Below are 12,107 nucleotides of genomic sequence, written 5' to 3'. Positions count from 1 at the left end.
CAGGAGAGTCCCCGGCCCGAGTGCCGGGAGTCAGGAGTCAGGAGTGACCACGATGTCTCATTCCCTGTTCCGCACCCTGCTCACCGCCGGTGCGGCCGCCGCCCTGATCGCGACGTCCACCCCCGCGGGGGCCGCGGCCCCCGGTGCCGGCGGCCGTCCTCCGATCACCGTCCCGCCCGACAGGATCGTGATCGAGCTCGCCACGGTGAACGGCTCCGGCTGCCGCGAGGGCACCGCCCAGGTGGCCGTGGCCCCCGACAACACGGCCTTCACCGTCACCTACAGCGACTACCTCGCCCAGGTCGGCCCCGGCGCCCCGCCCACGGCCTTCCGCAAGAACTGCCAGCTCAACCTGCGTGTCCACGTCCCGTCCGGGTTCACCTATGCGATCGTGCAGGCGGACTACCGGGGGTTCGCGTTCCTCCAGCCCGGGGCCACGGGCCAGGAGAGGGCGAACTACTACTTCCAGGGGATGCCGCAGACGACCCAGCGCACGCACCAGTTCAGCGGTCCGCTCAACGACAACTGGCAGACCAGCGACAAGACGGAGTACGCGGACCTCGTCTGGGCCCCGTGCGGCGAGAAGCGCAACTTCAACATCAACACCGAGCTGCGGGTGAACGCCGGCACCTCGAACCCGCAGACCTCCACCAGCTTCATGGCGATGGACTCCACCGACACCAGCGTCAGCACGCTCTACCACCTCGCCTGGCAGACGTGTCCCGCGCCGAAGAAGGCGTAGCGCCCCGGTGAACGGGCGCCGGGCCCGGCCCCCTGGCGAGGGGCCGGGCCCGGCACTCGTGCGATGGGATATGACTACCCGCCATACCGCCGGTTCGAACCGCCCGGGGCGCACCGAATCGGCGGACGCCGGGTCAGGAGAGCCTGCCGCCGTAGTCCGGGAGCTTGACGGTGCGCTCGGCGTGGCCGCCGACCAGGTCGCTCTCGTTGTTCCCGATGTTGGCGATGATCGTGTAGCCGCGGGACTCGATCTCGGCGCGCTTGGCCGTCTTGTACGCGCTGACCTGGCTGAACAGGGCGGGCAGGTCCCGGACGTACAGCCCGGTCACCGGGTAGCCGACCGCCTTGAGGTTCCGCTCGGTCAGGGAGTACACGATCCCCGGGCGGGCGGTGACGAAGAAGATCGCGACCCCGCGCTCGTTCGCGTACTGGGTCAGCGCGCGGACCTTCTCGATGGCCGGGGTCGGGAACGTCCAGAACCAGTGGAAGTCCGTCTCCAGGGAGGAGTTGTCGATGTCCAGGACGATCGCGGGCTTCTCGCCGGCCGGGGAGGCCGCGATCCGCTGCTCGATGGCGGGGCGGGCGGCGTCGACGACGGCGGCCACGTCGCGCTGCCAGGTGGCGTAGTCGATCCCGAGGATCGCCGCGTTGCCGCCCGGTGCGGAGGCGGTGACGGCCGCCGGGGCCGGCGCGGGCGCGGACGCCGGGGCCGCGACGGCGGCGCCGGCCGGCAGCAGGGTCATCACGGCGGCCGCGGCGGCCACGGTGGCGGCGGCGGTACGGGACGTGCGGGTGCGGCGGGTGCTGCGCATGTGGGGGCGCTCCTCGGTCACGGCTTGGCATGTACGTGCCCAGGGTTGGTCAGAATCCCACGCATGTCTACTGGCCGGTAGGAAACTTTTCGTGGCCGCCGGATGAATCCCCGTCGCGATGCCGGCCGTCCGGCGGGGATTGTCCGAAAACGCGTTCTTGTTGCCTCCGCGGGCGCAGATGTGTCATGGACGTGTCATTCACCGGATGGCACGCACGGCCCAACCCCCCACGAAAGGCAGTGTGTCGACGTGTCCACTCTTGCCGAAATCCTCAAGCGCGGCCTCGCCGTCGGCGCCGTGGCCCTCGCCGCCGTCAGCCTCCAGCCCACCGGCGCCAGCGCCTCACCGACCCCCGTCGTCGGCGGGACCCGCGCCGCCCAGGGCGAGTTCCCCTTCATGGTCCGCCTCTCCATGGGCTGCGGCGGCGCCCTCTACACCCAGCAGATCGTCCTCACCGCCGCCCACTGCGTGAACGGATCCGGCAACAACACCTCCATCACCGCCACCGCCGGCGTCGTCGACCTCCAGAGCAGCAGCGCCATCAAGGTCAAGTCCACCAAGGTGCTCCAGGCCCCCGGCTACAACGGCCAGGGCAAGGACTGGGCCCTCATCAAGCTCGCCCAGCCCGTCAACCTCCCCACCCTGAAGATCGCCGACACCAAGGCCTACGACAACGGCACCTTCACCGTCGCCGGCTGGGGCGCCGCCCGCGAAGGCGGATCCCAGCAGCGCTACCTCCTCAAGGCCACCGTCCCCTTCGTCTCCGACGCCGCCTGCCAGGCCGCCTACGGCAGCTCCCTCGTCCCCTCCGACGAGATCTGCGCCGGCTACGACCAGGGCGGCACCGACACCTGCCAGGGCGACTCCGGCGGCCCCATGTTCCGCCGCGACAACAACAACGCCTGGATCCAGGTCGGCATCGTCAGCTGGGGCGAGGGCTGCGCCCGCGCCGGATACCCCGGGGTCTACACCGAGGTCTCCACCTTCGCCGCCGACATCCGCAACGCCGCCGCAGGCCTGTAACCCCGCCGCCGGCCCGTGTCCCCCGGGCCGGCCCCGGCACCCCCCACCCACGCACCTCGCCCTTCCGGCCGGACCCGAACCGGCCGGAAGGGCGAGCCCCCCGCCGTCCGGTTGCGGGCCGCCGCACCCCCGGGTCCCATGGGACGGGGACACCCCGGCGCCCGCCGGGGCAGGCCCACCGGCGGCAGCGGGCGACAGTGGGGCAGGCGGCGCATGACGATCAGAGTGGTCATCGCGGACGACCAGGACATGGTCAGGACCGGCTTGCGGATGATCCTCGAAAGCCAGCCCGACATCGAGGTCGTCGCCGACGCCCCCGACGGACAGACCGCCCTCGCCGCCGTCGCCGAACACCACCCCGACGTCCTCCTCCTCGACATCCGCATGCCCCGCGTCGACGGCCTGGAGGTCACCCGCCGCCTCTCCGGCCAGGACACCCCGCGCATCGTCATCCTCACCACCTCCGACCTCGACGAATACGTCCACGCGGCACTCCACGGCGGCGCCTGCGGCTTCCTCCTCAAGGACGCCGGCCCCGCCACGCTCGTCGAAGCCGTACGGGCCGCCGCCGGCGACGCCCTCGTCTCACCCGCCATCACCGTCCGCCTGCTGCGCGAGATGGCCCCCCGCATGGCCGGCCCCCAAGCCGCCCGCCGCCCCTCCGAACCCCTCACCGAACGCGAACGGGACGTCGTGCGCTGCCTCGCCCGCGGCCTGACCGACGCCGAGATCGCCGCCGAGCTGTACGTCTCCCTCTCCACCGTCAAAACCCACCTGGCGAGCGTCCAGGCCAAGATCACCGCCCGCAACCGCGTCGAGATCGCCGCCTGGGCCTGGGAAAGCGGCCTCGCCGCCACCGACGCGTGAGAAATCCCCGGCCGGCCCCATGAGCCCCCTCGCCTCCTGGGCCCGCCGCCACTCCCGCACGGCCGCCGCGATCCGGGTCCTGCTCCCCGCGCTCCTCCTCGGGCCGGCCCGGCCCCTGCGACCCCTCTTCCCCCTGATCAGGCCACGCCTCCCGGCCCCACCGCCCGGCCCGTCTCACCCAGCGACATGCCAGGGGTGCCGCACGCGCCCGCCCCGTATTCTCGATGACCATGAACACCAGCGACCGCGACAGCGGCACCGACCCCGACGCGATCGACGAGAACGTCACCGCCGAACTGGCCCGCCTGCGCGACAGCATCGACAACATCGACGCGGCCGTGGTCCACATGCTCGCCGAACGCTTCAAATGCACCCAGCAGGTCGGCCACCTCAAGGCCCGCCACCAGCTGCCCCCCGCCGACCCCGGCCGCGAAGCCCGCCAGATCGCCCGCCTGCGCCAGCTCGCCGAAAACGCCAAGCTCGACCCGGCCTTCGCCGAGAAGCTCCTCAACTTCATCATCGCCGAGGTCATCCGCCACCACGAGACCATCGCCGCCGGCGAGGACTGACCGGCCCCGGGGCGGGCCCTCCCCGCCCCGGCCGGACACCCCCGCAGGGGGAGTCCTCCGGATCAGGCCGGGCCCGCGGCGTCCGGCACCGCGCCTCGCCGCGTTCTCGTCGGTCGCCGACGCTCCGCGTCGACTCCCTCCCCGGCCTTGCGATGCACGGCACCAGAGGCCGCGGGCCGATCCGGCCCGATCCGAAAGACACCCCCTAGGACCCCGGCCCCCCATCCGGCAGCATGGGCCCCATGTCCGCACTGACGCGCAACGAAGCGCAGCTCCGAGCCCAGCTCCTCGACGTACACCACTACGCCGTCACCCTCGACCTCACCACCGGCGACGAGACCTTCGACTCCACCACCGTCATCCGCTTCAGCGCCCGCACCCCCGCAGACACCTTCGTCGAGCTGAAGCCGGAAGAACTGCGCTCCGCCACGCTCGACGGCACCCCCCTCGACCCCGCCGCCCTCAGCGGCAACCGCCTCCCGCTCACCGGCCTCACCGAAGGCCGCCACGAGCTGCGCATCGACGCCCGCATGCGCTACTCCCGCACCGGCGAAGGCCTCCACCGCTTCACCGACCCGGCCGACGGCGAAACATACGTCTACACCCAGATGTTCATGGACGACGTCCAGCGCGTCTTCGCCGCCTTCGACCAGCCCGACCTCAAGGCCGTCTTCCAGTTCACCGTCACCGCCCCCGCCCACTGGACCGTCCTCGCCAACGGCATCACCACCCGCACCGCCGACCGCGACGGACACGGCGTCTGGACCTCCGCCCCCACCCCCGTCATCTCCACCTACCTCGCCGCCGTCGCCGCCGGCCCCTGGCACAGCGTCACCACCGAACACGCCGGACTGCCCTTCGGCATCCACTGCCGCAAGTCCCTCGCCCCCCACCTCGACGCCGACGCCGACGAGATCCTCTCCGTCACCACCGCCTGCTACGACCGCTACCACGAGAAGTTCACCGAGCCGTACCCCTTCGACTCCTACGACCAGGCCTTCGTCCCCGAGTTCAACGCCGGCGCCATGGAGAACCCCGGCCTGGTCACCTTCCGCGACGAGTTCGTCTTCCGCTCGGCCGTCACCGACACCGAACGCCAGCGCCGCGCCATGGTCATCGCCCACGAGATGGCCCACATGTGGTTCGGCGACCTCGTCACCCTCGCCTGGTTCGACGACATCTGGCTCAACGAGTCCTTCGCCGAGTACATGGGCTACCAGACCCTCACCGAAGCCACCCGCTTCACCGGCACCTGGACCGAGTTCGGCATGGAACGCAAGCCCTGGGGCTACGCCGCCGACCAGCGCCCCTCCACCCACCCCGTCGCCCCCGGCCCCGACGACGTCCCCGACACCGCCTCCGCCCTCCTCAACTTCGACGGCATCTCCTACGCCAAGGGCGCCTCCGCCCTGCGCCAGCTCGTCACGTGGCTCGGCGAGAAGGACTTCCTCGCCGGCATCAACACCCACTTCGCCCGCCACAAGTTCGCCAACGCCACCCTCGCCGACTTCGTGGACTCCCTCGCCGCCCACACCGACCGCGACGTCCACGCCTGGGCCGACATCTGGCTGCGCACCACCGGCATCGACACCCTCACCCCCCGCATCCAGGAGAGCACCGGCGGCTGGACCCTCACCGTCGACCGCCACGGCAGCCGCCCCCACCGCATCACCGCCGGCACCTACACCCGCGCCACCGACGGCCTCCTGGAGCGCACCGCACTCCTCGACCTCGACGTCCCCACCGACGAGGTCCTCTCCGCCGCCGGCCCCCGCCCCGACCTCCTCGTCCTCAACGACGGCGACCTCAGCTACGCCAAGGTCCGCCTCGACGAGACCTCCCTCGAAACCGCCCTGCGAAGCCTCTCCCGCATCCCCGACCCGCTCACCCGCGCCGTCGTCTGGGGCTCCCTGCGCGACATGGTCCGCGACGGCGAACTCGCCCCCGCCGACTACCTCGCCACCGCCGGGGCCCACCTCCCCGACGAGAGCGACCTCGCGATCGTCCAGGGCGTCCTCGGCTTCGCCCGCAACCACGTCGCCGACCTCTACACCGCCCCCGCCGAACGCACCGCCGCCCTCACCACCCTCACCGCCATCGCCCGCGACCTCCTGCGCCGCACCGAGGACGGCACCGACCCCGGCCTGCGCCTCGCCGCCGTACGCGCCTTCATCGACAGCGCAACCCAGCCCGACACCATCGCCGCCTGGCTCGCCGACGGCACCGTCGACGGCGGCCCCGAGCTCGACCCCGAACTGCGCTGGCGCGTCCTCGCCCGCCTCTCCGTCCTCGGAGCCGTCGACGAGGACGCCATCGACGCCGCCCTCGCCGCCGACCCCAGCGCCACCGGCCGACAGGGCGCCGCCCGCTGCCGCGCATCCCTGCCCACCGCCGAGGCCAAGGCCGCCGCCTGGCAGCGCCTCTTCCACGACGACACCCTGTCCAACTACCTGTTCAGCGCCACCGCCCAGGGCTTCTGGCAGCCCGAGCAGAGCGAACTCGTACAGGACTACGTGGCCCGCTACTACCCCGAGGCCGTCGCCGTCGGAGCCCGCCGCGGCCCCGCCATCGGCGAGGCCGCCGGCCGCTGGGCCTTCCCCGCGCACGCCGTGGACGAGGCCAACCTCCGGGCCGGCCACGCCGCCCTGGAGGACCCGGAGATCACCCCGATGATGCGCCGCGTGCTCGTCGACCAGCTCGACGACCTCGCCCGCACCCTGCGGGTCCGCGGCGCCTGACGGACACAGCCGACGATCCGCACCGGCACCTGGGCACCGGCCGTCAGGCCGCTGTCCGGGCCGGTCGCGGTGAAACACCAGCGGATACGTCCCGTCGGGCAGCGGCGGCAGCGGCAAGCCGCCCGACGGGCCCGCCCCCACCGCCACCGGACCGCTCCGCCCCTTCGGCCGCCGGGCCGTGTACTGCGGACCGGTGAGGGCCCGGTCACCCGGCCTTCTCCGCGCCGACGCGGAGAAAACCTCTTCGCGGCCCCGCCGCAGCCGCCGGCCACCCCCCGGCCGCCGGATCGCCACCGCCCGGGGCCGCGGCTGCCGCGGCGTACCGGCCGACGGCTGCGGGGTCCCCTGCCGTGCCACCTTCACCCACACCCCGGATCCGGCCATCGGGCCCCCTCCCGCAGCGCACGCGCGCCCCGTGCCGACGGCACCGCAGTCCCGCCGCGACCTGCCTCCCAGAGTCCGGAACCCCAGGACTTCCCCATCCCGGCCCGACCGCCCCCACCCGCGCCCGTACCGGTCGGACGGCCGAAAACAGACCCCCGCCGGATCCCGACGGTTACCCCGTTCGGGTCTGATCGTTGTACCGGCCGGGTGTCCCGCCCGGCCTCGGCCACCGAGCAGCCCCAGGCCCGCGCACCCCACCCGCCCAGCCCCGGAGGCCCTCATGACAGCGCCCCTGCCCACACCCCCGCTCGCCGGCGGACCGGGCGGCGCCGACGCGCTGCGGCCCCTCCTCCACACCGTCCTGGCCGCCCTGCGCACCGGAGCCGCCGCCCGCGGCGGCCCCCTCCCCGCCGGCGGCCCCCGCGCCACCGCCGCCCGCGTCCGCACCGCACTCGGCGAGATCCTCCCCACCCGCGGCACCGGCGACCACGAAGCACTCACCACCCTCGTCCACACCCTCACCGCAGGCGCCGCCGACCCCGCCGACCCCCTCTGCGCCGCCCACCTCCACTGCCCCCCGCTCGCCGTCGCCGCGGCCGCCGACCTCGCCGTCAGCGCCCTCAACCCCAGCCTCGACTCCTGGGACCAGGCCCCCGCCGCCTCCGCCATCGAGGAACACCTCACCACCGCCCTCGCCGCCGAGCTCTACGACACCCCCCGCCCCGACGCCCTCCTCACCACCGGAGGCACCGAGGCCAACCAGCTCGCCCTCCTCCTCGCCCGCGAACGCCACGGCCCCCGCCTCACCGTCGTCCACGGAGCCAACGCCCACCACTCCGTCCCCCGCTCAGCCTGGCTCCTCGGCCTGCTCCCCACCCTCACCCTCCCCACCCCCGCCGGCACCCTCGATCCCGCCACCCTCGACGCCGCCCTCACCCGCACCCCCGGCCCCGTCCTCGTCACCACCACCGCCGGCACCACCGACGCCGGACTCATCGACCCCCTCCCCGCCCTCGCCGACGTCTGCGACCACCACGGCGCCGACCTCCACATCGACGCCGCCTACGGCGGAACCCTCACCTTCAGCCCCCGCCACCGCCCCAAGCTCGCCGGCCTCGACCGCGCCCACTCCCTCACCCTCGACCTGCACAAACTCGGCTGGCAACCCGTCGCCGCAGGCCTCCTCGCCGTCCCCGACACCCACCTGCTGGCCCCCCTCGCCCACCAGGCCGACTACCTCAACGCCGCCGACGACACCGAAGCGGGCCTCCCCGACCTCCTCGGCCGCTCCCTGCGCACCACCCGCCGCCCCGACGCCGTCAAGATCGCCGCCGCCCTGCGCTCACTCGGCCGCGACGGCCTCGCCCACCTCATCGACCGCACCTGCGCCACGGCCCACCGGCTCGCCGACCTCCTCGACGCACACCCCGGCTTCGAACTCCACGCCCGCCCCACCATCACCACCGTCCTCTTCCGCCCCACCCCCGCGGACGACGACGAGCTCGCCACCCTGCGCCGCACCCTCCTCCACGACGGCACCGCCGTCCTCGGCCGCGCCACCGCCGACGGCCGCCTCTGGCTCAAGGCCACCCTCCTCAACCCCCACACCACGGCCGAGGACCTGGACACCCTCATCGCCCACCTGGAAGGCAGGAACCACCGATGACCGCCCAGCACGATGCACCCCACGACCTCGTCGGAATCGGCATCGGCCCCTTCAACCTCTCCCTCGCCGCCCTCAGCCACGGCCTCCCCCAGCAGGGTGCCGACCGCCTCGCCACCGCCTTCTACGACCAGCGCCGCGACTTCCGCTGGCACCCCGGGCTCCTCATCGACGGCGCCACCCTCCAGGTCCCCTTCCTCGCCGACCTGGTCACCCTCGCCGACCCCGCCAGCCCCTGGACCTTCCTCAACTACCTCAAACACAAGGAACGGCTCTTCCCCTTCTACTTCGCCGAGCAGTTCCACATCCAGCGCGCCGAATACGATGCCTACTGCCGCTGGGTCGCCGGCCGCCTCCCCGGACTCCACTTCGGCCACCAGGTCGACGCCGTCCGCTGGAACCCCGAACACGACCTCTTCGAAGTCGACTACACCCAGCTCGACGCCGACGGAGAAGCCGAAGCCCTCGGCCGCACCCACGCCCGCAACCTCGCCCTCGGCATCGGCACCGCCCCCTACATCCCCGAACCCCTGCGCCCCCTCGCCGAGGCCCCCACCGTCCCCGTCATCCACTCCGCCGACTACCTCGACCACCGCGCCCGCATCCTCGGCGCCGAACACGTCACCGTCATCGGCTCGGGCCAGTCCGGAGCCGAGGTCTTCCTCGACCTCCTGCGCGCCCGCCCCGTCGGCCGCGAACGCCTCAGCTGGCTCGCCCGCACCCCCTCCTTCGCCCCCATGGAGTACTCCAAGCTCGGCCTCGAACACTTCACCCCCGACTACACCCGCTACTTCCACTCCCTCCCCGAACCCGTCCGCGACCGCCTCGTCCCCGCCCAATGGCAACTCCACAAGGGCATCGACGCCGCCACCATCGCCGCCATCCACGAAGAGCTCTACCGCCGCACCCTCCACGGCGGCTGGCCCGACACCGTCCTCACCCCCGGAGTCACCGTCCGCACCGCCGGACGCGTCGCCACCACCAAGGTCGAACTCCACCTCGAACACACCCAGCAGGGCACCCGCTCCCGCCTCACCACCGACGCCGTCGTCCTCGCCACCGGCTACCGGGAACGCCCCCTGACCAGCCTCTTCGCCGGCCTCGACCCCTACATGCGCACGGACTCCTCCGGCCGCCCCCGCATCGACGACCGCTACCGCATGGTCCTCGACCCCTCCGTCACCGGAACCGTCTTCGTCCAGAACGGCGAACGCCACACCCACGGCGTCGGAACCCCCGACCTCGGCCTCGCCGCCTGGCGCAGCGCGGCCATCCTCAACACCCTCACCGGCAAGGAGCCCTACCCCCAGCCCGACCGCACCGCCTTCACCACCTTCGGCCTCGAACAGCGCGAACACACCCGCCCGCGCCCCGCCGTCGACCTCCTCCCGCTCGTCGACCACCCCTGAACGCACACGGGGCCGGGCCCCGCCCCACGGCGGACCCCGGCCCCGAGAACAACGGGCGCGGCAGCGCCGACTAGAAGACCGGCACCCCGGCCCGCGTCAGCTTCCAGTCCACCGAAGCGAACTGCGCCGGGTCGATCGTCCCCTTCGCCTTCACCCACTGGATGATCGTCGTACGGATCTCCTCCGAGTTCGACCACAGCTGCTTCGCCTGCGGCACGTGCGGGAAGTTGCCGCCGCCCGACGCCCGGTAGTTGTTCACCGCCAGCACGAACTGCGCCGCCGGGTCCACCGGCTTGCCCTGGAACGACAGGTTCGAGATCCGCGAACCCTTCGGCTGCGCGACGTCGATGTCGTACGACAGCCCGTACACCGCGTCGTAGTTGTAGTCCGGGGTCGCCTCCGCGTTCGTCAGCTTCGCCGGGTCCACCACATCGCCCGGCGCCGTCTGGACGTAGTACTTCGCCGAGTACTCCAGGTAGTCCTTCAGCTGCGCACCCGTCAGCAGACGTGCCTCCAGGGTGTTCTCGAACGGGTACAGGCCCGCCGCGTCCTTGATCGTCACCTGCCCGGCCGGGATCGACGCCGTCCGCGAGAAGCACGAGGCCTGCGAGAGCACCGGCAGCGCAGCCCACTCCGTACCCGCCAGGGCCCCCTTCACCGTCTCCGCCTGCACGTGGCTGATCAGGTCGATGATCGGGACGTCCTTCACCGGGCCGTCCGCCGAGCTCATCGCCAGCTTCGAGGTGCCGATCACCTGGTTGACGTACGCCACCACCTTGCGGTGCTCGTCCGACAGCAGGTTCGTGATCTTCGGGTCCTCGGCGGCCGTGTTCGAGTTCAGCACCTTCGCCGACACCTTCGACACCGACCAGCGGCCCCGCTCCCACGTCAGCTCGAAGTCGAACAGCGTCAGCCGCTGCCCCCACTTCAGCGGCTCCGACAGGACCACGTCCTTGCCCGTCGCCTTGTTCTTCACCCGGTACTCCGGGATCTCCGTGTGCGCGTGACCCACCAGGATCGCGTCGATCCCCGGCACCTGCTCGGCCACCAGACCCGCCGCGTTCTCGATGTACGGCAGCTGGTCACCGTAGGAGGACGTACCGCTCGACCCCGAGTGCGCCGACACGATCACCACGTCCGCACCCATGGACCGCAGCCGCGGCACGTACTTCGCCGCCTGCTCCTCCAGACCCGGGAACGTCATCTTCCCCTGCACGTTCGCCTTGTCCCAGATCGCGATGCCCGGGTTCGTCAGCCCCAGCACCGCCACCTTCACGTCCCGCCCGTGCGGGGTCCGCAGCCGATGCATGCTGTACGGGGCGAACGCCGGCTTCAGCGTCCTGGCGTCCAGCGCGTTCGCACCCAGCAGCGGGAAGTGGCACTGCTCCTCGAACTTGCGCAGCACCGGGATGCCGTAGTTGAACTCGTGGTTGCCTATGGCCGCCGCGTCGTACCCGATCGCGTTCATCGCCTGGGCCATCGGATGCACCGGACCCCGGCGCGCGGTGATCGGATCCACCTTGGCGTAGTAGTACGCCAGCTGCGTGCCCTGGATGGTGTCACCCGCGTCGATCAGCAGGGTGTTGCACCGGCCCTTCTCCGCCCGCACCTGGTTCACGAGCGTCGAGATCTTCGCCAGGCCGATGTCGTTGTGCGCCTTGTCGTCGAACTCCTTGTCCGTGAAGTAGTCCCAGTTGAAGACGTTCCCGTGCAGGTCGGTCGTCCCCATCACCGTGAACGAGTACGTCCGCTGCTTCGCCGACGGCGCGGCGGCGGCCGGCGCGGCAGCGGCCGGAGCAGCCGAAGCCCCCGCCAGCGCCACGGCGGCACCCGTCGCGGCCGAAGCCCCCATGAACGTCCTACGGTCGAACCCCATGCCATCTCCCACTCGTCAGGCGTAT

9 protein-coding genes are annotated in these 12,107 nt (G+C 72.4%); 7 read left to right on the top strand and 2 right to left on the bottom strand.

Annotated elements, in window-relative coordinates; genetic code table 11:
• Positions 1 to 52: 52 nt before the first annotated feature.
• The gene (locus ACFY15_RS11890) at positions 53 to 742 is read left to right on the top strand and encodes a DUF4360 domain-containing protein (RefSeq protein WP_390825409.1); all 690 of its coding nucleotides are present in this window, start codon (positions 53 to 55) and stop codon (positions 740 to 742) included.
• A 133-nt stretch (positions 743 to 875) separates the two neighbouring features.
• Here the strand turns inward: ACFY15_RS11890 and ACFY15_RS11885 are convergent, their stop codons facing one another.
• On the bottom strand, positions 876 to 1,553 hold the full coding sequence (locus ACFY15_RS11885; RefSeq protein WP_390825408.1) for an HAD family acid phosphatase: 678 nt from the start codon (positions 1,551 to 1,553) through the stop codon (positions 876 to 878).
• A gap of 249 nt (positions 1,554 to 1,802) precedes the next feature.
• Between ACFY15_RS11885 and ACFY15_RS11880 the strand changes: the two genes are divergently transcribed.
• From ACFY15_RS11880 to ACFY15_RS11855, 6 genes are all read left to right on the top strand, one after another.
• Entirely contained in the window at positions 1,803 to 2,576 is a 774-nt protein-coding gene (locus ACFY15_RS11880; RefSeq protein ID WP_390685795.1) for a S1 family peptidase, read from the top strand.
• A gap of 213 nt (positions 2,577 to 2,789) precedes the next feature.
• Positions 2,790 to 3,443 carry a response regulator gene (locus ACFY15_RS11875; RefSeq protein ID WP_390825407.1) on the top strand — a complete coding sequence of 218 codons (654 nt, stop codon included), beginning with the start codon at positions 2,790 to 2,792 and terminating at the stop codon, positions 3,441 to 3,443.
• A 230-nt stretch (positions 3,444 to 3,673) separates the two neighbouring features.
• The gene (locus tag ACFY15_RS11870) at positions 3,674 to 4,012 is read left to right on the top strand and encodes a chorismate mutase (RefSeq protein WP_366451337.1); all 339 of its coding nucleotides are present in this window, start codon (positions 3,674 to 3,676) and stop codon (positions 4,010 to 4,012) included.
• Positions 4,013 to 4,254: 242 nt separating this feature from the next.
• The gene (gene pepN, locus ACFY15_RS11865) at positions 4,255 to 6,750 is read left to right on the top strand and encodes an aminopeptidase N (protein WP_390685797.1); all 2,496 of its coding nucleotides are present in this window, start codon (positions 4,255 to 4,257) and stop codon (positions 6,748 to 6,750) included.
• Between the two features lie 676 nt (positions 6,751 to 7,426).
• Complete coding sequence (locus ACFY15_RS11860) at positions 7,427 to 8,800, top strand: pyridoxal phosphate-dependent decarboxylase family protein (protein WP_390825524.1); 1,374 nt, start codon at positions 7,427 to 7,429, stop codon at positions 8,798 to 8,800.
• Positions 8,797 to 10,206: a lysine N(6)-hydroxylase/L-ornithine N(5)-oxygenase family protein gene (locus ACFY15_RS11855; RefSeq protein ID WP_390685798.1), complete on the top strand. Its 1,410-nt coding sequence runs from the start codon at positions 8,797 to 8,799 to the stop codon at positions 10,204 to 10,206. The genes ACFY15_RS11860 and ACFY15_RS11855 overlap by 4 nt, the downstream gene beginning before the upstream one ends.
• Before the next feature lie 70 nt (positions 10,207 to 10,276).
• Here the strand turns inward: ACFY15_RS11855 and ACFY15_RS11850 are convergent, their stop codons facing one another.
• Complete coding sequence (locus ACFY15_RS11850; protein WP_390685799.1) at positions 10,277 to 12,082, bottom strand: bifunctional metallophosphatase/5'-nucleotidase; 1,806 nt, start codon at positions 12,080 to 12,082, stop codon at positions 10,277 to 10,279.
• Positions 12,083 to 12,107: the final 25 nt, after the last annotated feature.

Source organism: Streptomyces sp. NPDC001373, from assembly GCF_042895815.1.
In the GTDB taxonomy this organism is placed as follows: domain Bacteria; phylum Actinomycetota; class Actinomycetes; order Streptomycetales; family Streptomycetaceae; genus Streptomyces.
The sequence above is the reverse complement of the archived record's forward strand: the minus strand, read 5'-3'. Positions and strand labels throughout refer to the sequence as shown.